Annotated in this window: 19 protein-coding genes; 9 read left to right on the forward strand and 10 right to left on the reverse strand. The window is 58.0% G+C overall.

Going from position 1 to position 19297, the window contains the following annotated elements; all coding sequences use genetic code 11:
- Nucleotides 1-126: 126 nt before the first annotated feature.
- Nucleotides 127-1014 (forward strand): ROK family protein, encoded by an 888-nt coding sequence (locus tag LRS40_RS06125; RefSeq protein WP_156262650.1) that lies wholly within the window; start codon nucleotides 127-129, stop codon nucleotides 1012-1014.
- Here the strand turns inward: LRS40_RS06125 and selB are convergent.
- The 5 genes from selB to LRS40_RS06150 all read right to left on the reverse strand — a co-directional run bounded on the left by selB (nucleotide 1011) and on the right by LRS40_RS06150 (nucleotide 6549).
- Nucleotides 1011-2867, reverse strand: a complete 1857-nt coding sequence (gene selB / locus LRS40_RS06130) for a selenocysteine-specific translation elongation factor (RefSeq protein WP_231313326.1) — start codon at nucleotides 2865-2867, stop codon at nucleotides 1011-1013. The two genes, LRS40_RS06125 and selB, sit on opposite strands and share 4 nt — an antisense overlap.
- The gene (selA, locus tag LRS40_RS06135; RefSeq protein ID WP_156262648.1) at nucleotides 2864-4249 is read right to left on the reverse strand and encodes an L-seryl-tRNA(Sec) selenium transferase; all 1386 of its coding nucleotides are present in this window, start codon (nucleotides 4247-4249) and stop codon (nucleotides 2864-2866) included. Before selA ends, selB begins: the two co-directional genes overlap by 4 nt.
- A 102-nt stretch (nucleotides 4250-4351) precedes the next feature.
- Complete coding sequence (locus LRS40_RS06140; protein WP_156262647.1) at nucleotides 4352-4960, reverse strand: glutathione S-transferase; 609 nt, start codon at nucleotides 4958-4960, stop codon at nucleotides 4352-4354.
- A gap of 93 nt (nucleotides 4961-5053) precedes the next feature.
- Nucleotides 5054-6190, reverse strand: a complete 1137-nt coding sequence (locus LRS40_RS06145) for an HlyD family secretion protein (protein ID WP_142487759.1) — start codon at nucleotides 6188-6190, stop codon at nucleotides 5054-5056.
- A 2-nt stretch (nucleotides 6191-6192) separates the two neighbouring features.
- The gene (locus LRS40_RS06150) at nucleotides 6193-6549 is read right to left on the reverse strand and encodes a DUF3302 domain-containing protein (RefSeq protein WP_231313327.1); all 357 of its coding nucleotides are present in this window, start codon (nucleotides 6547-6549) and stop codon (nucleotides 6193-6195) included.
- A 658-nt stretch (nucleotides 6550-7207) separates the two neighbouring features.
- Between LRS40_RS06150 and LRS40_RS06155 the strand changes: the two genes are divergently transcribed.
- The 8 genes from LRS40_RS06155 (at nucleotide 7208) to trmL (ending at nucleotide 15948) form a co-directional block, all read left to right on the forward strand.
- Nucleotides 7208-9121 carry a PTS mannitol transporter subunit IICBA gene (locus LRS40_RS06155; protein WP_142487757.1) on the forward strand — a complete coding sequence of 638 codons (1914 nt, stop codon included), beginning with the start codon at nucleotides 7208-7210 and terminating at the stop codon, nucleotides 9119-9121.
- Nucleotides 9122-9229: 108 nt separating this feature from the next.
- Nucleotides 9230-10378, forward strand: a complete 1149-nt coding sequence (mtlD, locus tag LRS40_RS06160) for a mannitol-1-phosphate 5-dehydrogenase (protein ID WP_231313328.1) — start codon at nucleotides 9230-9232, stop codon at nucleotides 10376-10378.
- On the forward strand, nucleotides 10375-10965 hold the full coding sequence (mtlR, locus tag LRS40_RS06165; RefSeq protein ID WP_142487755.1) for a mannitol operon repressor MtlR: 591 nt from the start codon (nucleotides 10375-10377) through the stop codon (nucleotides 10963-10965). The genes mtlD and mtlR overlap by 4 nt, the downstream gene beginning before the upstream one ends.
- A gap of 59 nt (nucleotides 10966-11024) precedes the next feature.
- The gene (locus LRS40_RS06170) at nucleotides 11025-11387 is read left to right on the forward strand and encodes a YibL family ribosome-associated protein (RefSeq protein ID WP_142487754.1); all 363 of its coding nucleotides are present in this window, start codon (nucleotides 11025-11027) and stop codon (nucleotides 11385-11387) included.
- A gap of 269 nt (nucleotides 11388-11656) precedes the next feature.
- Nucleotides 11657-13312: an L-lactate permease gene (gene lldP / locus LRS40_RS06175; RefSeq protein ID WP_142487753.1), complete on the forward strand. Its 1656-nt coding sequence runs from the start codon at nucleotides 11657-11659 to the stop codon at nucleotides 13310-13312.
- Nucleotides 13309-14082 carry a transcriptional regulator LldR gene (gene lldR / locus LRS40_RS06180; RefSeq protein WP_231313329.1) on the forward strand — a complete coding sequence of 258 codons (774 nt, stop codon included), beginning with the start codon at nucleotides 13309-13311 and terminating at the stop codon, nucleotides 14080-14082. The genes lldP and lldR overlap by 4 nt, the downstream gene beginning before the upstream one ends.
- Nucleotides 14079-15266: an FMN-dependent L-lactate dehydrogenase LldD gene (gene lldD / locus LRS40_RS06185; protein WP_156262644.1), complete on the forward strand. Its 1188-nt coding sequence runs from the start codon at nucleotides 14079-14081 to the stop codon at nucleotides 15264-15266. Before lldR ends, lldD begins: the two co-directional genes overlap by 4 nt.
- Nucleotides 15267-15477: 211 nt before the next feature.
- On the forward strand, nucleotides 15478-15948 hold the full coding sequence (gene trmL / locus LRS40_RS06190; protein WP_142487751.1) for a tRNA (uridine(34)/cytosine(34)/5-carboxymethylaminomethyluridine(34)-2'-O)-methyltransferase TrmL: 471 nt from the start codon (nucleotides 15478-15480) through the stop codon (nucleotides 15946-15948).
- Between the two features lie 32 nt (nucleotides 15949-15980).
- On the opposite strand, the gene cysE is transcribed toward trmL, so the two are convergent.
- The 5 genes from cysE to LRS40_RS06215 form a co-directional block, all read right to left on the reverse strand.
- A complete protein-coding gene (gene cysE / locus LRS40_RS06195) occupies nucleotides 15981-16802 on the reverse strand; it encodes a serine O-acetyltransferase (protein ID WP_103177740.1) in 822 nt (273 codons plus the stop codon).
- A 79-nt stretch (nucleotides 16803-16881) separates the two neighbouring features.
- Nucleotides 16882-17901: an NAD(P)H-dependent glycerol-3-phosphate dehydrogenase gene (gpsA, locus tag LRS40_RS06200; RefSeq protein WP_231313330.1), complete on the reverse strand. Its 1020-nt coding sequence runs from the start codon at nucleotides 17899-17901 to the stop codon at nucleotides 16882-16884.
- On the reverse strand, nucleotides 17901-18368 hold the full coding sequence (secB, locus tag LRS40_RS06205) for a protein-export chaperone SecB (protein ID WP_106995460.1): 468 nt from the start codon (nucleotides 18366-18368) through the stop codon (nucleotides 17901-17903). Before secB ends, gpsA begins: the two co-directional genes overlap by 1 nt.
- A gap of 32 nt (nucleotides 18369-18400) precedes the next feature.
- Nucleotides 18401-18652 (reverse strand): glutaredoxin 3, encoded by a 252-nt coding sequence (grxC, locus tag LRS40_RS06210; RefSeq protein WP_032615744.1) that lies wholly within the window; start codon nucleotides 18650-18652, stop codon nucleotides 18401-18403.
- A gap of 14 nt (nucleotides 18653-18666) precedes the next feature.
- Nucleotides 18667-19098: a rhodanese-like domain-containing protein gene (locus LRS40_RS06215; RefSeq protein WP_142487749.1), complete on the reverse strand. Its 432-nt coding sequence runs from the start codon at nucleotides 19096-19098 to the stop codon at nucleotides 18667-18669.
- Nucleotides 19099-19297: the final 199 nt, after the last annotated feature.

Consider the following 19297-nt stretch of genomic DNA (forward strand, 5'->3'; position numbering starts at 1 on the left):
GGCGGTGAAAACATCGCCAGTCATCGCCTGCTTTGCGAGCCCCTTCACGCATTACCTTACTTTACGTTTGGTTTCCTGCCCTGAGCCATACTTAAAGCGCACAAACAGGGGAGAGGGTGAGGATAAATGCAGCTTTTTATCGGCTTTGACGTGGGCGGAACCCATATTAAACACGGCGTGATCGACGAGGACGGTAACGAACTCACCACCGATCAATTTGATACCCCAGAGGATGAAGAGACCTTTAAGCAACGGTGGCGCGAGGTGGTCGAGGCGTACCAGAAAGAGCACGAGATTACGGCGATTGGGGTGAGTATCCCCGGCCACATCAATACCCATACCGGCGAAGCCGCGAAAGCCGGCGCGCTGGAGTATCTGGATAACGTCAACCTCTACACGCTTTTCGCAGAGCTGACCGACCTGCCGGTGGTGGCCGATAATGACGCCAGCTGTGCTGCGCTGGGCGAACGCTGGTGCGGCGCCGGACATGAGTACGAGAATTTTGTCTGCATGACGATCGGCACCGGGATCGGCGGCGGGATTGTGCTCGGGGGCGATCTCTATCGCGGCTCGCACTATCGCGCCGGGGAGTTCGGGGTTATCCCGGTCGGCAAAAACGGCGAAGGAATGCATGAGGTGGCCTCTGCCAGCGGACTGATGGCGACCTGCCGCCGGGCGCTGGGGGTTTCCGGGGAGGATATGCCGGAAGGCGAAGAGCTGTTCGAGCGGATGGAGAACGATCTGCACCTGCGCGAAGCGGTGGAAGAGTGGGCCCTGTTTCTGGCCCGCGGGGTCTATAGCGTGATCTCCCTGTTCGACCCGCAGGTGGTGCTGATCGGCGGCGGCATCAGCGAGCAGGAGAAAATTTATAAACTCCTCGACCGACACCTGCAAACCTTTGAAGAGTGGGAATCCCTGCAGGTGCCCATCCTGCCCTGTCAGTTGGGTAACCAGGCGGGCAGGCTGGGCGCCGTCTGGCTGGCGAAACAGAAGTTCGCCAGCAAAAAGGACTAACCCTGCTGCCCCTCGTCGGCAAAGAGCAGCGCATCCCGCAGAAGGTGATCGTTACCGCGGCGGCGGGTAAAGCCAATGCGGTTGAAGTATTCGAGGATCTGGATCGCCAGCTTACGGCCGACATTTAGCCGGTCGCGGAAATCCGCCGCGCAGGTGGAGCCGCGCTCGTGGTCCAGCGCGCGGATCAGGTTCGCAAAGGTGACGATCCGATGGTGGCGGTAGTAGCGGTCTTTAACAATCGCGGTGATCAGCCCCTGCTGCGCCGCATGCTTCAGCACCTGACGCATGGTCTGCTCGTCAGTGGCGGTTTCACGGGCCAGATCGCGCACCCACCAGGGTTCATCGCCAAAGAGCGCGTCCGCTTTTTCCCAGACGGCCTGCTGCGCCGGGGTAAAGCCGGCTTTATGATCCGGCAGGTGCAGCCAGCCGTGGTAGCTGTGCAGTTCCCCGCTCTCGCGCATCCGCTCGATCAGCAGCAGGACGAGGGCCTCGTCTTCCATCGGCAGCGCCATCCGCCGCAGGCGCTCGCGCCCCGGACCGGGTTCATCCTGATGTTGCTGATGATAGGTCGTCAGCACCTCCAGAATCTTACGCTGCCAGCGCGCCGCGACGGCAGTGTTTAACAGGCTGGCGCCGGCCTGGATAAACTCCGGCTGTTGGGTCAGCTGACGCAACCCTTCCCTGCTGAGCTGGCGCGCCCAGCCGAACGCATCCAGGTTTACCGCCCCGCGCTCCAGATGCGCCAGCAGCGCGGCACGATCATCCGCCGCCGGTGCCAGCGTCGCCAGCCAGTGCAGGTACTCCGGCTTACGTTTCCCGCGACGCGGCGGATTGAGGGTGACCACTCGCGCCCCGGCAAGCGTGACGCGGGCAGAGATATCGCGCAGCACCAGCCGATCGTTGTCGGCCAGCCACAGCGGGGCATCGAAGACCAGTTCCGCCAGCGCTCCCTCCAGCAGCGAGACGCGTCCGGTGACGTGGCTGGCGGCATGGTGAATATGCAGCGGCTGCCACTGGGTCAGCGGCACATCTCCTTGCAGCGTGACGATGACGCGCGTGGTCGGCTCCGGCGGCGCTTCGGCCAGCAGCCAGTCCCCGCGGTTCAGCTCTGCTTTTTCCGTATCGCCCACCAGGTTCAGGGCAATGCGCTGCCCGGCGTGGGCCTGTTCAACAGGCTGGTTTTGCGCATGCAGTCCACGAATACGCACCGGCTTATTCACTCCGGTCAGCCACAGGCTGTCACCCACCCGCACCTCACCGGACAGCGCCGTACCGGTGACCACCAGACCGGCCCCTTTCACGGTAAAGGCACGATCGATAGCCAGACGAAAGCGGTGATGGTCCGCATGAGCGCGGGCCGGGAGCTGTTGCAGATGGGCGCGCAGGGCATCAATTCCCCGCCCCTCGGTGGCCACGGTGACAAACAGCGTCGCGTCGGCAAAGCCAAAGTCGCGCAGGGTGGCGAGCACCTCGTCGCGCACCGCCTCCACCCGGGCGTCGTCGACGCGGTCGGCTTTGGTCAGGGCTACCGTCAGCTGCGGGTTGCCGGTCAGCTGGAGGATCTGCAGATGCTCGCGCGTCTGCGCCATTACCCCGTCATCGCAGGCCACCACCAGCAGGGCATGGTCAATCCCACCGACCCCGGCCAGCATGTTGGACAAAAACTTCTCGTGCCCCGGCACGTCGATAAATCCCAGCACCTGGCCATCAGGCTGCGGCCAGTAGGCATAACCCAGATCGATGGTCATGCCGCGCTTCTTCTCTTCCGGCAGGCGGTCGGCGTTGACGCCGGTGATCGCCTGCAGCAGGGTGGTTTTGCCGTGGTCAACATGACCGGCGGTGGCAATAATCATTTCAACAACATCTCCAGAAACTGAGCTTCATCTTCCAGACAGCGTAAATCCAGCCACAGACGGCCGTCTTTTATCCGGCCAAGCACCGGCACCGGCAGGGATCGCCAGCGTAACGCCAGCGCCTCCAGCTGCGCGCCGCGCCCGTCTCGCGGGGTAAAAGTCAGGGCCGCACCCGGCAGGCGATCCACCGGCAGCGATCCGCTGCCCGGCTGTGACAGGCAATCTTCTACGCGAACCTCAAAGTCGGGGTAGTGCGCTGCGACCTGCGCCAGCAGGCGCTCCCCCTGATGATGGATCGCGGCGGCGTCGCGGCTCAACAGGCGCAACGTCGGTAAGCGTTCGGCCAGCGTCTCCGGGTGGAGATAGAGGCGTAAGGTGGCCTCCAGCGCGGCAAGCGTCATTTTATCCGCACGCAGGGCGCGTTTCAGCGGGTGCTGTTGCAATCTGGCAATCAGGTCGCGCTTGCCGACGATGATCCCGGCCTGCGGGCCGCCCAGCAGCTTGTCGCCCGAGAAGCTCACCAGGCTGACGCCAGCGGCAATTAACGCCTGCGGCATCGGCTCTTTCGGCAGGCCATAGCGGCTGAGATCCACCAGCGAACCGCTGCCCAGATCGACGACCACAGGCACGTCTCTCTGCTGGCCGATGCGCACCAGATCCGCCTCGTCAACGGCATGGGTGAAGCCTTCAATATGGTAGTTGCTGGTGTGCACCTTCATCAGCAGGGCGGTGTTGTCATCAATCGCCGCCGCATAGTCCCGCTCGTGGGTGCGGTTGGTGGTGCCCACTTCCCGCAGCCGGCACCCGGCCTGGGTCATCACGTCCGGGATGCGAAACGCCCCGCCGATCTCCACCAGCTCACCGCGGGAAACCACCACCTCTTTACCGCTGGCGGTCGCGGCCAGCATCAGCAGCACCGCCGCGGCGTTGTTATTCACAATGCAGGCATCTTCCGCGCCGGTGAGCTGGCACAGCAGCGCCGCCAGCGGCCGGTCGCGGTGGCCGCGTCCGGCGCCGTCGAGATCGTACTCCAGCGTGACCGGCATCTGCATCGCCTGGGTGACCGCGGCTACCGCCTCCTGGGCCAGCAGCGCACGCCCCAGATTGGTGTGCAGCACCGTACCCGTCAGGTTGATGACCGGACGCAACCCCTGTACTTCATCCGTCGCTAGCCGCTTTTCGGTCTCCTGCGCCCAGTCGTCACACCAGGCCGGCAGGCGGTTGTCGGCGCGGATCCCGGCGCGGGCTTCGTCCTGCAACTGGCGCAAGGTTTCGACCGTTCGGCTGTGGCCGAAGCGGGCAATGATGGGCGTAAGACGGGCGTCGCGAAGCAGACGATCGGTCGCGGGAAGTTGGCTATAGAGTGCGTGCTGAGTAGTCATGGAAGCGCCTGACGGTTGGGTATCTTCCCCCCTCCCGACGGGAGAGGGAGTCAATGTCAGGCCGATTGTACCGCGTCCGGCAAGGAAGTGTTATCGACGACATCAAGCCTTTGGCGGTTCGGTGCGGGCAAAACTTTCGCGCTGGAACAGGGTTTCCGCCAGCTTAACCAGCAGCGGGCGATCGACGCACCAGCCCGGCGAGACGCGACGGAAATTGAGGTAGCCAATAGCGCAGGCAATGGCGATGGTCGCCAGGTTAACGCTGTCGGTGGCAATTTTCCCTTCGCGGATGAGCTGTTCACAGTGATCCAGGCTGCGGGCGATTTTCTCCCGCTGACGCAGCAGCTCGCTCTCCGACTGTTGTGCCGCCGGACGCGCCTGCTCGCGCACCGAGGCCAGGGCCGCGTCCATGATCCCATCCGCCAGCGCCTCGATTTGCCGGATAGCCAGGGCGGCTCTGGGCTCACGGGGGATCATCGCCGGGGCGATATCCAGCAGCTCGATATAGCTGGCAATGATCGGGGAATCGAACCAGTGCTCCCCGTCATCGGTCACCAGCGCCGGGACTTTCCCCAGCGGATTGTAGTGCGCGACACCGTTTTCAGCCTGATAGGGTTGCTCATTCACAAATTCAAAAGTGATGCCTTTCTCCAGCAGGAGAATAGAGATTTTACGCACGAAGGGACTGGTATAACTGCCGATGAGTTTCATTGCCTGCTCCTTTTCCGCCAACAAAAGGATAAGTATGGCCCAGGCAAAGAAAAAAGGCAGGCACTGCGTATCGCGTGCCTGCCTTTAAAGGAATTAGTGGTCGAGATAGAGGTAGTGCATCCAGCTGGTCATACGCAGCAGGACTTTACGCATCACAGAGACGTGCGCGAAATGGTCGGAATAGACCGCGACCTGGGCGTAGATACCGTCAGGCAGCGCGTCCACGTCGGCGTTCGGATCCAGTTCGATAGTGCCCAGCACACCATCTGAACCCGGCACCATCGTCAGGGACTGCAGCGCACCCTGCGCCTGGTAAGTACCGCCCGGGACCACCGGCAAAATGCTGGTGAGCTTACCGGGGAAGACCTGCCCCGGCAGCGCGCTGAACACCACTTCCGCTTCATCGCCCGGCTTCAGACGCAGTAACGAGTTCTGGCGGAACTGCGCCACGATCATCCGTTTCTGTTCAGGAATAAACACCATCACCGGACGCAGCGGCAGAGACGCGGCGTAGGTGCCCGGACGAATCAATACCTGGGTGATATAGCCATTGCTGGGCGCACGAATAATGGTCTGATCCAGATTGTATTGCGCTTCTGCTAGCTGGGCGCGCAGGGAGGCGATCTGCGACTGCTCCCCGTTAGACATACTGTCTAACTGGCTCTGGATCTGGGTCTGCTCCGCCACTGAGGCTTTAACCATGGCGTCCTGTGCCAGGTAGTTTTGCCGCGCGTTATCGATATCGCTTTCAGAGAACGGATTCACCTTCGCCTGGCTGCCTTTTAAATAACGCTGATAGTCTTTGAACAGACGATCGCGCTCGGCAGAGACGCGGGTGGTATTCGATTGTGCTTCCGTCAGCTGTGCTTTCAGAACATCGATATTATGCGTCGCGGTGACCAGGTCAGCCTGCAGACGATCAACACGCGCTTTATACCTGCCCGGATCGATTTTAAATAACACCTCACCTTTTTTAATGAGCTGGTTATTTTTATCCGTCACTTCACTTACCACACCCGTCACCTGCGGCGTAATCGGTATTGAGATAACCGCTTTCTGCGCCGTGTACGTATACGGGTGGTTATAGTTCATTAATAAAATGAGACCGGCCACGAGAAATACCCCGCCCAGTGTCGCAGTCGCCAGCGTCCATTGGTTTACCGGAATACGAAATATTTTAAAGATGGCCCACGCAAACGCGACATAGGTCAATACGATCAACAGATCCATGATTATTGCTCCGAGGTGTTCTTATCAGCCACAGGGGGCACCGCGGCCAGTTTTTGTTCCAGCTCGGCTACGCGTCTTGCCAGCGCAGCCACGTCGGGGCTGCGGTCTGGCGGCTGAATATGGTTCTGCATCCCCCAGCCGCGCTCTGGCTGGTAGAGCGTTGCCCAGATCCACAGAAACGGCCAAATGGCATGGAGCGTAAACAGGCTAATCCACCCCGCCGTATGAATAGCATCGGCATGGGGATGGTTGCGCTTTTTGGCCATGTTATATGGAATGTCATGAATAGCGATGATTCCATAAAAAAGAACCACGAAGACAAAAATCAACACACCCAGCGCAAAATAGTTGAGAAACATATTTGCCTCACTAAATAAATCGTAAACTCATTAAAATAATTAAATGGTAAGCAGCCACATTAATTCATGAATAAGTACACGAATATGTACTTATTATTTCAGAGCCGGGGAGTATGATTTTTTCTTATATCTCCATGCAAGTTTAGAAGCGTGACAAAATATATCCTGAATAATAATAGACTTAAGTTTACAGTATGAGCTTAATCCAGCTTAGCGCTTTTCGCCATACCATATTTCAGGACTCTTTTTTTAACGATAAGTGTTGCTTACTTACATCCTGGCGTCGTTCGGTTAAACAGATGTTGCCGGCGATCGCATCCAGAGAATTCTGCATAAAAATTTTTTGTGGATTTGATCACACTACAGAAACAAATCGCCGACAATGAAATGTGATTTAATTCACATTTTAGGGGTCAAACTGCCGCTTTTGCGGTCATTGTATTTTTTTTACACTTCAATTTTGTGACATATGTCACTTCATTCCTCACCACACCCCCTACATTTACGTGACTGAGATCACACAATTTTTGCCTGTCTGGACAGTTAAAGTATTAAGTGCCAAATTTCACGCATCAGAACAGGGCTGGGCAACCTCTGCCACCGCATTAACAACAAACCTCGGGCTTAAGGCCTGCGTAAACAGAAGAAGGGGTGTTTTATGTCATCCGATTTTAAGATCAAAGTACAAAGCTTTGGTCGATTCCTCAGCAACATGGTGATGCCAAATATCGGCGCGTTTATCGCGTGGGGTATCATCACCGCGTTATTTATTCCGACAGGGTGGTTGCCTAACGAAACGCTGGCGAAACTTGTTGGCCCAATGATTACCTATCTGCTGCCGCTGCTCATCGGTTATACCGGTGGTCGTCTGGTAGGTGGGGACCGCGGTGGCGTGGTCGGTGCGATTACCACCATGGGCGTGATCGTCGGCGCGGATATGCCAATGTTCCTCGGTGCCATGATTGCCGGTCCTCTGGGCGGCTGGGCGATTAAGAAGTTCGACGTCTGGGTTGATGGCAAAATCAAATCCGGCTTCGAAATGCTGGTGAACAACTTCTCTGCCGGCATCATCGGCATGATCCTGGCGATTCTGGCGTTCCTCGGCATTGGCCCGGCAGTTGAAGTGCTCTCCAAACTTCTGGCGGCGGGCGTTAACTTCATGGTTGCCCACGACATGCTGCCGCTGGCGTCCATCTTTGTTGAACCGGCGAAAATCCTGTTCCTCAACAACGCCATCAACCACGGTATCTTCTCACCGCTGGGTATTCAGCAGTCTCATGACCTCGGCAAATCTATCTTCTTCCTGATTGAAGCTAACCCGGGTCCGGGCATGGGCGTCCTGCTGGCGTATATGTTCTTTGGTCGCGGCAGCGCGAAGCAGTCTGCTGGCGGTGCGGCTATCATCCACTTCCTCGGTGGTATTCACGAAATTTACTTCCCGTACGTGCTGATGAACCCACGTCTGATCCTGGCCGTTATCCTTGGCGGTATGACTGGCGTGTTCACCCTGAGCGTGCTGGGCGGTGGTCTGGTCTCCCCTGCTTCCCCGGGTTCTATCCTGGCGGTACTGGCGATGACCCCGAAAGGCGCCTACTTCGCTAACATCGCCGCTATCTGTGCGGCCATGGCGGTCTCCTTCGTCGTGTCGGCTATCCTGCTGAAAACCAGCAAAGTGAAAGAAGAAGACGATATCGAAGCGGCAACCCGTCGTATGCAGGACATGAAATCTCAGTCTAAAGGTGTTGCTGCAACGCCACTGGCTGCGGGCGATGTCTCTAACGACCTGAGCCACGTACGTAAAATCATCGTTGCCTGCGACGCCGGTATGGGTTCAAGCGCCATGGGTGCGGGCGTACTGCGTAAGAAAGTGGCGGATGCCGGTCTGTCTCAGATCTCCGTGACTAATAGCGCGATTAACAGCCTGCCGCCAGATGTTGACCTGGTCATCACCCACCGCGACCTGACCGAGCGTGCGATGCGTCAGGTTCCGCAGGCGCAGCACATTTCGCTGACCAACTTCCTGGACAGCGGCCTGTATACCAGCCTGACCGAACGTCTGGTGGCGGCGCAGCGTCATGAAGACAACGAAGTTAAAGTACGTACCAGCCTGCAGGACAGCTTTGACGAGAGCAACAGCCACCTGTTCCGACTGGGTGCGGAGAACATCTTCCTTGGCCGTACCGCGAGCCACAAAGAAGAAGCGATTCGCTTTGCCGGCGAGCAGCTGGTAAAAGGCGGCTACGTGCAGCCGGAATATGTTGAAGCGATGCTGGAACGTGAAAAACTGACCCCGACCTACCTGGGCGAATCCATTGCGGTGCCGCACGGTACGGTAGAAGCGAAAGATCGCGTTCTGAAAACCGGCGTAGTGTTCTGTCAGTACCCGGCAGGCGTGCGCTTCGGTGAAGAAGAAGATGACATTGCCCGCCTGGTGATTGGTATCGCGGCCCGTAACAACGAGCACATCCAGGTGATTACCAGCCTGACCAATGCTCTGGACGATGAAACCGTTATCGAACGTCTGGCAAACACCACCAGCGTCGAAGAAGTCCTGGCGCTGTTGAACAAGTAAGTCTTTCCCTTCCCTCTCCCCGTTGGGGAGAGGGCTAGGGTGAGGGGAAATTCGCGTGGTTCCTCACCCCAGCCCTCTCGGGTAACAACATTGATGAAGGTTAATACAATGAAAGCATTACATTTCGGCGCAGGTAATATCGGTCGTGGCTTTATCGGCAAACTGCTGGCAGACGCGGGCATTACGCTGACATTCGCAGATGTGAATCAGACGGTACTGGATGCCCTGAATGCCCGTCATAGCTATCAGGTGCATGTGGTGGGTGAAAACGAGCAGATCGAAACCGTCACCGGCGTGAATGCGGTCAGCAGTATTGGCGATGAGGTTATCGACCTGATTGCTAACGTTGACCTGGTCACCACTGCGGTGGGCCCGGTGGTGCTGGAGCGCATCGCCCCGGCCGTCGCCAAAGGGCTGGCCAAACGTAAGGCCCAGGGTAACAACGCCCCGTTGAATATTATCGCCTGTGAAAATATGGTGCGCGGCACCACTCAGCTGAAAGGCCATGTTATGGCCGCCGTGGCTGACGAAGATAAAGCCTGGGTTGAAGAGCATGTGGGCTTTGTCGATTCCGCCGTGGACCGTATCGTTCCGCCATCAGCCTCAGCGACCAGCGACCCGCTGGAAGTGACTGTTGAGACCTTCAGCGAGTGGATTGTCGACAAAACCCAGTTTAAAGGCGCGCTACCGGAAATCCCGGGGATGGAATTAACTGATAACCTGATGGCATTTGTCGAGCGTAAGCTCTTCACGCTGAACACCGGGCATGCTATAACCGCCTACCTCGGTAAATCAGCCGGTCATCAGACCATTCGTGACGCCATTCTCGATGAGAACGTTCGCGCCGTGGTAAAAGGTGCGATGGATGAGAGCGGCGCGGTACTGATTAAACGCTACGGTTTTGATGCCGATAAGCATGCGGCATATATTCAGAAAATCCTCGGTCGTTTTGAAAACCCGTATCTGAAAGATGACGTTGAGCGCGTGGGCCGTCAGCCGCTGCGTAAACTGAGTGCGGGCGATCGTCTGATCAAGCCGCTGCTCGGCACGCTGGAATACGGTCTGCCGCACACCAGTCTGGTCAAAGGCATTGCCGCCGCGATGCACTACCGCAGCGAAGAAGATCCGCAGGCACAGGAGCTGGCGCAGCTGATTGACGAGCAGGGTCCACAGGCCGCGCTGGCGCAGGTATCCGGTCTGGATGCCAACAGCGACGTGGTTGTGGAGGCGGTGACCGTATATAACGCAACCAAATGATGCAGGAACTGGCGCAGGTCATCCTGCGCCCGGAAGATAGATTGTCAGATATGCAGGCAATAATGGAACAAACCCAGGCCTTTGAAAACCGTGTGCTGGAGCGTCTGAATGCTGGCAAAACCGTTCGAAGTTTCCTGATATCCGCCGTCGAGTTATTAACCGAGGCGGTGAATATCCTGGTGCTTCAGGTTTTTCGCAAAGACGACTACGCGGTAAAATACGCAGTTGAACCGTTGCTCGACGGTGACGGCCCCTTGGGCGATTTATCCGTGCGTCTGAAACTGATCTATGGCCTGGGCGTCATTAGCCGTCATGAGTATGAAGATGCCGAACTGCTGATGGCGCTGCGTGAGGAGCTGAATCACGACGGCAACGAGTATGCATTCACCGACGACGAGATCCTCGGCCCGCTTGGCGAACTGCACTGCGTGACCGCCCTCCCCCCGACGCCGCATTTTGACACCAGCGACCCGGAGCTGTACGCGATGCAGAAGCAGCGCTACCAGCAGATCGTCCGCTCCACCATGGTCCTCTCCCTGACTGAGCTGATTTCCCGAATCAGCTTAAAAAAAGCGTTTCAGAAGTAAGCCTGCGCACATTGGTGTATCCTTCCCTGTAATCTCCCCTGTTTTTAGAGCTATTTGTGATGAAAGAAGTCGAAAAGAACGAAATTAAACGCCTGAGCGACCGCCTGGATCTGATCCGCCACCAGCAGGCCAGCCTCTCGCTGGTTGATGCCGCCGAGAAATATGCCGAGCTGGAAAAAGAGAAAGCGACGCTGGAAACCGAAATCGAACGTCTGCGTGGCGTGAAAGAGCAGAAGCTGAGCAAAGAAGCGCAGAAGCTGTCAAAACTGCCGTTCCGCCGTGCGATCACCAAGAAAGAACAGGCCGATATGGGCAAGCTGAAGAAAAGCGTGCGCGGCCTGGTGGTTGTCCATCCGATGACCGAGCTGGGCCGTGAAATGGGCCTGAAAGAGATGACGGGTTTCAGCAAGACCGAGTTTTGATTTTTAGCCGGGTAGCGCAATGCTTGCCCGGCCTGCCCCTTTCCCTCCAGAAAATTGGCCCAACCAATTCCGCAAACGATCCTTCCCTGGTTCACATTTCCATAATCTTTGCTCACAAACACATTGCCGACCAATAACATTTGGTTAACCATTTGTTGTCATTAACCCTACATCACACTATTGGCAGGACCACTTTTACACATAATGTGACGCCGAGATGAGCACAGACTCACCGCGTCTCACCCTGTGTGGTCCTCAGGAGACCTGCAATGAGCCTCTGGCAACAAAATTACGATCCGGCAGGAAATATCTGGCTATCAAGCCTGATCGCCTCGCTACCTATCCTGTTCTTCTTCTTTGCGCTGATTAAGCTCAAGCTGAAGGGATACCTTGCCGCGACATATACCGTTGCCATCGCCCTGATGGTGGCGCTGTTCTTCTACAAAATGCCGGTCGATCGCGCGCTGGCCTCGGTCATTTATGGCTTCTTCTACGGCCTGTGGCCGATAGCGTGGATCATCATCGCCGCGGTCTTCGTCTATAAAATCTCGGTGAAAACCGGGCAGTTCGACATCATCCGCTCATCGATACTCTCTATTACCCCTGACCAGCGCCTGCAGATGCTGATCGTCGGCTTCTCCTTTGGGGCGTTCCTTGAGGGGGCGGCCGGATTCGGTGCGCCGGTGGCGATTACCGCCGCGCTGCTGGTTGGCCTGGGCTTTAACCCGCTGTATGCCGCCGGTCTGTGTCTGATCGTCAACACCGCGCCGGTAGCGTTTGGCGCGATGGGCATTCCGATTCTGGTTGCCGGCCAGGTGACCGGGCTGGACAGCTTTGAGATCGGCCAGATGGTGGGCCGCCAGCTGCCGTTCCTGACCATTATCGTGCTGTTCTGGATCATGGCGATTATGGACGGCTGGCGCGGCGTGAAAGAGACCTGGCCCGCGGTGATGGTGGCGGGCGGTTCGTTCGCGATTGCCCAGTACCTCAGCTCCAACTTCCTCGGCCCTGAACTGCCGGACATTATCTCTTCCCTGGTGTCGCTGGTCTGTCTGACGCTGTTCCTGAAACGCTGGCAGCCGGTGCGCATCTTCCGCTTTGCCGATATGGGTGCCTCACATGTGGATCAGACTCTGGCCCGCACCGGCTATACGGCCGGGCAGATCGTCCGCGCCTGGTCACCGTTCCTGTTCCTGACCGCCACCGTGACGCTGTGGAGCGTTCCACCGTTTAAAGCGCTGTTCGCTCCTGGCGGCGCGCTGTACGACATGGTGATTAACATCTCCGTGCCGTTCCTCGACAAGATGGTCGCCCGTATGCCGCCGGTGGTGCACGACGCCACGCCGTACGCGGCGGTGTTCAAATTTGACTGGTTCTCCGCTACCGGCACGGCCATTCTGTTTGCCGCGATCCTTTCCGTGGTGTGGTTGCGCATGAAGCCTGCCGCAGCGGTACAGACGTTTGCCGCGACCATTAAAGAGCTGATGCTGCCGATCTACTCCATCGGCATGGTGCTGGCGTTCGCGTTTATCTCGAACTACTCCGGCCTGTCTTCGACGCTGGCGCTCGCCCTGGCGCATACCGGCCACGCGTTTACCTTCTTCTCGCCGTTCCTCGGCTGGCTGGGCGTGTTCCTGACCGGTTCCGATACCTCATCAAACGCCCTGTTTGCCGCCCTGCAGGCGACAGCCGCCCAGCAGATTGGCGTGTCGGACGTGCTGCTGGTCGCCGCTAACACCACCGGCGGCGTGACCGGGAAGATGATCTCGCCGCAGTCCATCGCCATTGCCTGTGCGGCGGTAGGCCTGGTGGGTAAAGAGTCGGATCTGTTCCGCTTTACCGTTAAACACAGCCTGATATTTACCTGCATGGTGGGCGTTATTACCACGCTGCAGGCCTATGTCTTAACCTGGATGATTCCATGATAGTGATGCCCAGACGCCTGTCCGACGAGATTGCCACTCGCGTGCGGGCGCTGATTGAAGAACAACATCTGGAGGCGGGCATGAAATTGCCCGCCGAGCGCCAGCTTGCCGCCCAGCTTGGCGTGTCGCGCAACTCTCTGCGCGAGGCGCTGGCGACGCTGGTAAACGAAGGGGTGCTGCTGAGCCGTCGCGGCGGCGGCACTTTCGTGCGCTGGCAGCATGACGACTGGTCCGAACAAAACATCGTCCAGCCGCTTAAAACGTTGATGGAGAACGACCCGGACTACAGCTTTGACATCCTCGAAGCGCGCCACGCCATCGAAACCAGCACGGCCTGGCATGCGGCGATGCGGGCAACCGAGGCCGATAAAGAGAAGCTCAAAGCCTGCTTTGAGGCCACGCAAAGCAGCGACCCGGATATCGCCTCTCAGGCGGACGTGCGTTTCCATCTGGCGATTGCCGAGGCGTCGCATAACGTGGTTCTGCTGCAAACCATGCGCGGGTTCTTCGACCTGTTGCAATCCTCCGTGAAGCAGAGCCGACAGCGTATGTATCTGGTCCCGCCGGTTTTCGCTCAGCTGACCGAACAGCACGAGGCGGTGCTCAACGCCATTCTCACCGGTGATGCCGAGGCCGCGCGTAAAGCGATGATGGCGCATCTGGGCTTCGTGCATACCACCATTAAACGATTCGATGAAGATCAGGCCCGACAGGCGCGCATTACCCGTCTGCCTGGCGACAACGACATTTCCAGGGAGAACAAAGCATGATCATTTCCGCAGCCAGTGACTATCGCGCCGCAGCGCAGCGCATCCTGCCCCCGTTCCTGTTCCACTATATCGACGGCGGGGCCTACTCTGAATACACCCTGCGCCGCAATGTGGAAGATCTGTCGCAGGTGGCCCTGCGCCAGCGCGTGCTGAAGAATATGTCCGACCTGAGCCTTGAGACGAAGCTGTTCAACGAAACGCTCTCCATGCCGGTAGCCCTTGCCCCCGTTGGCCTGTGCGGCATGTACGCCCGCCGGGGTGAAGTACAGGCCGCAGCGGCTGCCGACGCCAAAGGCATTCCCTTTACGCTTTCCACCGTCTCGGTCTGCCCGATTGAAGAGGTCGCTCCGACCATCAAGCGTCCGATGTGGTTCCAGCTGTACGTCCTGCGCGATCGCGGCTTTATGCGTAACGCCCTGGAGCGGGCCAAAGCGGCGGGCTGCTCCACCCTCGTCTTTACCGTTGATATGCCGACCCCCGGCGCGCGCTATCGCGATGCGCACTCCGGAATGAGCGGCGCGAATGCGGCGATGCGCCGCTACTGGCAGGCGGTGACCCATCCGCAGTGGGCGTGGGATGTGGGGCTCAACGGTCGCCCGCACGATCTGGGCAATATCTCTGCCTATCTGGGTAAACCGACCGGGCTGGAAGATTACATTGGCTGGCTGGCGAACAACTTCGATCCGTCGATCTCGTGGAAAGACCTGGAGTGGATCCGCGAATTCTGGGACGGCCCAATGGTGATCAAGGGGATCCTCGATCCGGAAGATGCCCGCGATGCGGTGCGCTTTGGTGCCGACGGCATCGTGGTGTCAAACCACGGCGGCCGCCAGCTGGACGGGGTGCTCTCGTCTGCCCGCGCCCTGCCCGCCATTGCCGATGCGGTTAAGGGCGATATTGCGATTCTGGCGGACTCCGGGATCCGCAACGGTCTGGACGTGGTGCGCATGATTGCCCTCGGCGCCGATACCGTTCTGCTGGGCCGGGCTTATCTCTACGCGCTGGCGACCCACGGCCAGGCGGGCGTGGCGAATCTGCTCAATCTGATCGAGAAAGAGATGAAGGTGGCGATGACCCTCACCGGGGCGAAATCCATCCGCGACATCAGCAAGGAGATGCTGGTGCAGGAGCTGAGTAAGATCCCTGCCGGGCTGGCACCGCTGGCGCAGGGGGATGCGGCTTAGCTCCTCATCCTCTCCCCAAAGGGGAGAGGGGATGATATCCTGCCCCGCAATTTTTTGCGCCTGTCCCATCAGGCGTATATTGTTGCAGCCAGTTTGGACACGGACAGCGCGCAACAACCGGAGCGTACACGTAGTACGTGAGGATTGTGAGCACTGCCCAGGTCCAAAATGGCAAATAAAATAGCCTGATGGGACAGGCTCAAGGGGCAGCATGCTTAACATCGTTCTATTCGAACCAGAAATTCCACCTAATACCGGCAATATCATCCGCCTGTGCGCCAATACCGGGTTCCGTCTGCATATCATCGAGCCAATGGGCTTTACGTGGGACGACAAGCGCCTGCGCCGCGCCGGACTGGACTATCACGAGTTCACCGCCGTGGTTCGTCATCGGGATCAGGCCGCCTTTATGGAAACGGAAAAACCGGAACGGATCTTTGCCCTCACCACCAAAGGTACGCCTGCGCACAGCGCCGTAAGCTATCAGGAGGGGGACTATCTGCTGTTTGGCCCTGAAACGCGCGGCCTGCCGGCCAGCATTCTCGATGCCCTGCCTGCTGAACAAAAAATCCGTATTCCAATGATGCCGGACAGCCGCAGCATGAATCTGTCGAACGCGGTGTCGGTGGTGGTGTATGAAGCCTGGCGCCAGCTGGGGTATGCCGGCGCGATATTGCGGTAGGCCCGGTAAGCGCAGCGCCACCGGGCGTTTACTCAGATCCCGTCGCCATACTCAAAGGTATGGTGGATCCCGTTGAAGAACTGATCCATATCCATCGCGGGCTTATCGCTGTCCGGCTTGCCAACGATGCGCGCCGGTACGCCTGCGGCGGTGGTATGCGGCGGTACAGGTTGCAGCACCACCGAACCGGCGCCAATTTTCGCGCCGCGTCCCACTTCGATATTGCCGAGGATCTTCGCGCCTGCGCCAATCATCACCCCTTCACGAATTTTCGGGTGGCGATCGCCGCTGGTTTTACCGGTCCCGCCCAGGGTCACGGACTGCAGGATCGAGACGTCGTTTTCAATCACCGCCGTTTCACCCACCACAATCCCGGTGGCGTGGTCGAGCATGATGCCGCGGCCAATCTTCGCCGCCGGGTGGATATCCACCTGGAAGCTTACAGAGACCTGGTTTTGCAGGAAGATCGCCAGCGCGCGGCGGCCCTCGTTCCACAGCCAGTGGCCGATACGGTAGGACTGCAGGGCGTGGAAACCTTTCAGATAGAGCAACGGAGTGGAGTACTTATCCACCGCCGGGTCGCGATTGCGTACCGCCTGAATATCACACGCGGCGGAGGCGATCATCTCCGGGTCGGCCGCATAGGCCTCTTCCACCACTTCGCGAATGGCGATGGCCGGCATGATCGGGGAAGCCAGCTTGTTGGCGAGCATATAGCTCAGGGCACTGCCGAGGTTTTCGTGCTTGAGTAGCGTCGCGTGGTAGAAACTGGCGAGCATTGGCTCACAGTCGGCCAGAGCCCGGGCTTCGGCTTTAATATTGTTCCAGACGATATCCAGTTCTTCACACGGCATTGCTTACTCCAGACGTAATGATAATGACCGGCCGGTTCTTTGCCAGCCGGGTCATTCAGGTGATAACGCTTTCCTGCAGTTAACTGCTGCTACGCTCGTCCTTGCGTGCGCGACCTAATAAGGTCAATGCTGCCTCGCGCGCATTTTTTCCGCAATACAATACCTGATAAATTTCCTCGGTTATTGGCATTTCGACACCAAAGCGGTGTGCCAGCTCCCGGACTTCTTTGGTATTGCGGTAGCCTTCTACCACCTGACCAATCTTCTCCTGCGCGCCGATTACATCCATGCCCTGGCCGAGCATCATGCCAAAACGACGGTTGCGCGACTGGTTGTCGGTACAGGTCAGCACCAGATCGCCTAACCCTGCCATCCCCATAAAGGTGGCCGGATCGGCACCGAGCGCCGCGCCCAGACGGGACATTTCAGTCAGCCCACGGGTGATCAGCGCCGTACGCGCGTTCGCGCCAAAGCCGATACCGTCAGACATGCCCGCGCCGATCGCGATAACGTTCTTCACCGCGCCGCCCAGCTGGACGCCGATAAAATCGGGGTTGCTGTAGACGCGGAAGCTTTTACCGCAGTGCAGAAGCTGTTGCAGATCGTCAGCGAAGGTCTCATCGGTCGAGGCCAGCGAGATGGCCGTCGGCAGCCCTGCCGCCAGCTCTTTCGCAAAGGTCGGACCGGAGATCACCGCCAGCGGAATGGCATCACCCAGCGCTTCGCAGGCGACATCCTGCAGCAGGCGGCCGGTCTCGGCTTCCAGCCCTTTGGTCGCCCAGACCACGCGCGCATCATCACGCATCAGCGGTTTAATCTGTCGCAGCACCTGGCCAAACACGTGGCTCGGCACAACGATCAGAATATTGCGGCTTGCGGCAAGCGCAGTCGCCAGGTCGCTTTCAAGATGCAGTGAGTCAGGGAAAGGCACATCGGGGAGGAACGCAACGTTGCAGCGATCCGCTTGCAGCGTAGCGATATGTTTTGGATCGTGGCCCCAGAGAACCACTTCGTGACCATTTCTTGCCAGAGTGATAGCAAGAGCGGTGCCGTAAGAGCCGGCACCGATCACAGTCATTGACGCATTGACAGTACTCATCAGGCATCCTGATGTTGTTCAGTACCTTCGCCAGCTTGCTGCTGCAGATAGTTCATGAACAGCGCATCGAAGTTCACCGGCGCAAGGTTCAGTTGCGGGAACGTACCACGGGAAACCAGGCTGGTGATGCATTCACGGGCATACGGGAACAGGATGTTCGGGCAGTATGCACCCAGGCAATGCGCCATCTGATTACCTTCGATGCCGCCGATGGAGAAGATGCCGCCCTGCTGTACTTCGCACAGGAATGCAGTCTCTTCGCCCAGAGAGGCGGTTACGGTAACACGCAGTACGACTTCATACACATCATCCGCCAGCTGGGTGGATGCGGTATCCAGATCAAGTTTAACCTCTGGCTGCCAGTCTTTCTGGAAAACATGCGGCGCATTAGGTGCTTCGTAGGAGACATCTTTGGTATAAATGCGCTGGATCTGGAAAGTCATTTCGGTGTTGTTTTGTTCTGACATGGAAAAACCCTTTTTAATTGTCCTAAAACGCCTTAGCGCAGCAGGGGATCAAGTCCACCACGCGCGTCAAGCGCATACAAGTCATCACAGCCGCCAATGTGCTGCGCATCGATAAAAATCTGCGGAACCGTCGTACGGCCACTACGTTTAATCATCTCTTCGCGCTTCGCAGCGTCGCCATCAATAGGCAGTTCCTGGAAGGCTACGCCTTTGCTGTCCAGCAGCGCTTTCGCACGGTGGCAGAACGGGCAGGTCGCTTTGGTATAGATCTCGATATTGGCCATGTTCAGACTCCTGTTTACTTACCGCGAACCAGAGGCAGATTCTCACCGCTCCAGCCTGAGATGCCGTCTTTCAGGACAGTGACGTTTGCAAAGCCTGCTTTGACAAGGGTATTTGCGGGCTCCTGAGCCTGCATCCCGGTGCCGTCAACGACAATAATGGGTTTGTCTTTATGCTTTTCCAGTTCGCCAAGGTTATTGGCTTTGATTTCAGCTGGCAGCAGGTTAATCGCGCCTGCAATATGGCCTTTGCGGAAATCGTCACGCTGACGCAGATCGACAACCACTGCATCTTCTTTATTGATAAGACGCGTGGCTTCGCCGCGGGTGATCACCTTCACTTTAGAGGTGAGGCCTTTGAACGTGGTGAAAAGTACGGCTGCCAGTAGACCAATCCACGCGATACAAAGTATGGGGTGGCGGCTGACAAATTGCATAATTTCTTGCATGGGGGGTAACGACTCCCGACTGAGTGAATAAAAAACCAGGACAGGAGTATACCTGTGCGTTGTGGCAAATACAGCCAGCGACAATAAGCTAATCCATTTTCTGCGTGCTGCCACGAAAAAAAAGACCAAAATTCCCCTCCCCTTACCCCTGGGCTGGCGTTTTCTTTGATCTTCTGCGGCTATTTGATCGATTCAGCTG

This window comes from Leclercia sp. G3L, from assembly GCF_021117075.1.
In the GTDB taxonomy this organism is placed as follows: domain Bacteria; phylum Pseudomonadota; class Gammaproteobacteria; order Enterobacterales; family Enterobacteriaceae; genus Enterobacter; species Enterobacter adecarboxylatus_C.

What these genes read in the sequence shown, in the direction of transcription:
- LRS40_RS06125 (WP_156262650.1), top strand. Translation starts at nt 127, where the DNA reads ATGCAGCTTTTTATCGGCTTTGACGTGGGCGGAACCCATATTAAACAC.
- selB (WP_231313326.1), bottom strand. Translation starts at nt 2,867, where the DNA reads ATGATTATTGCCACCGCCGGTCATGTTGACCACGGCAAAACCACCCTG.
- selA (WP_156262648.1), bottom strand. Translation starts at nt 4,249, where the DNA reads ATGACTACTCAGCACGCACTCTATAGCCAACTTCCCGCGACCGATCGT.
- LRS40_RS06140 (WP_156262647.1), bottom strand. Translation starts at nt 4,960, where the DNA reads ATGAAACTCATCGGCAGTTATACCAGTCCCTTCGTGCGTAAAATCTCT.
- LRS40_RS06145 (WP_142487759.1), bottom strand. Translation starts at nt 6,190, where the DNA reads ATGGATCTGTTGATCGTATTGACCTATGTCGCGTTTGCGTGGGCCATC.
- LRS40_RS06150 (WP_231313327.1), bottom strand. Translation starts at nt 6,549, where the DNA reads ATGTTTCTCAACTATTTTGCGCTGGGTGTGTTGATTTTTGTCTTCGTG.
- LRS40_RS06155 (WP_142487757.1), top strand. Translation starts at nt 7,208, where the DNA reads ATGTCATCCGATTTTAAGATCAAAGTACAAAGCTTTGGTCGATTCCTC.
- mtlD (WP_231313328.1), top strand. Translation starts at nt 9,230, where the DNA reads ATGAAAGCATTACATTTCGGCGCAGGTAATATCGGTCGTGGCTTTATC.
- mtlR (WP_142487755.1), top strand. Translation starts at nt 10,375, where the DNA reads ATGATGCAGGAACTGGCGCAGGTCATCCTGCGCCCGGAAGATAGATTG.
- LRS40_RS06170 (WP_142487754.1), top strand. Translation starts at nt 11,025, where the DNA reads ATGAAAGAAGTCGAAAAGAACGAAATTAAACGCCTGAGCGACCGCCTG.
- lldP (WP_142487753.1), top strand. Translation starts at nt 11,657, where the DNA reads ATGAGCCTCTGGCAACAAAATTACGATCCGGCAGGAAATATCTGGCTA.
- lldR (WP_231313329.1), top strand. Translation starts at nt 13,309, where the DNA reads ATGATAGTGATGCCCAGACGCCTGTCCGACGAGATTGCCACTCGCGTG.
- lldD (WP_156262644.1), top strand. Translation starts at nt 14,079, where the DNA reads ATGATCATTTCCGCAGCCAGTGACTATCGCGCCGCAGCGCAGCGCATC.
- trmL (WP_142487751.1), top strand. Translation starts at nt 15,478, where the DNA reads ATGCTTAACATCGTTCTATTCGAACCAGAAATTCCACCTAATACCGGC.
- cysE (WP_103177740.1), bottom strand. Translation starts at nt 16,802, where the DNA reads ATGCCGTGTGAAGAACTGGATATCGTCTGGAACAATATTAAAGCCGAA.
- gpsA (WP_231313330.1), bottom strand. Translation starts at nt 17,901, where the DNA reads ATGAGTACTGTCAATGCGTCAATGACTGTGATCGGTGCCGGCTCTTAC.
- secB (WP_106995460.1), bottom strand. Translation starts at nt 18,368, where the DNA reads ATGTCAGAACAAAACAACACCGAAATGACTTTCCAGATCCAGCGCATT.
- grxC (WP_032615744.1), bottom strand. Translation starts at nt 18,652, where the DNA reads ATGGCCAATATCGAGATCTATACCAAAGCGACCTGCCCGTTCTGCCAC.
- LRS40_RS06215 (WP_142487749.1), bottom strand. Translation starts at nt 19,098, where the DNA reads ATGCAAGAAATTATGCAATTTGTCAGCCGCCACCCCATACTTTGTATC.